This window comes from Pseudomonas sp. I2 (assembly GCF_040984075.1).
GTDB classification, from domain to species: domain Bacteria; phylum Pseudomonadota; class Gammaproteobacteria; order Pseudomonadales; family Pseudomonadaceae; genus Aquipseudomonas; species Aquipseudomonas guariconensis_B.
Genome location: NZ_JBCGFQ010000150.1, coordinates 1 through 459, shown reverse-complemented (window position 1 = coordinate 459; position 459 = coordinate 1). Strand labels below are relative to the sequence as shown.

Genomic DNA, 459 nt, shown 5'->3' with positions numbered 1-459 from the left:
GGTGATGCTGTAGACCACGCGCAGGCCGTTGTTGCGGCTCTTCAGACGGGTTTGCAGCAGATAGTCGGCAAAGCGCGCGGCGCGCCACTCCCAGCGAATCGACGCCCCGGTGTTATCCACCACCTGGCCATAGAGGACCGGCTCTTTGGAGATCTGGATGTCATCGACATCGGAATAGAGGTCAATGGAGTTGGGGTCATCGCCCATCAACAGGGTTTTGACGATCGCCTGGCGCAGTCGTCCGCGAGGGTCGGTGCCGGCAATGGTCTCGACGGTGATCGTCCCTTCATCGAAGTTGATGTGGCTGCGGGTTTGATACTGGTCGGTGTACTTGACGTAGTCCTTTGGCCCGGCGAGCAGGACTTCGTTGTACCCCCAAATGTTCTCGATGTTGTGGGCGAACTGGCCCATCAAAATATCGAATCCGTTCGTGTCCTTGACCCAGGCCTCGTTGTATTC

The 459-nt window shown here is 58.0% G+C and carries 1 protein-coding gene; it reads right to left on the bottom strand.

What is annotated here, in order from left to right; genetic code table 11:
• On the bottom strand, positions 1 to 459 hold a 459-nt coding region (locus WCE05_RS25985; protein WP_368816836.1), incomplete at both ends, for a murein transglycosylase domain-containing protein.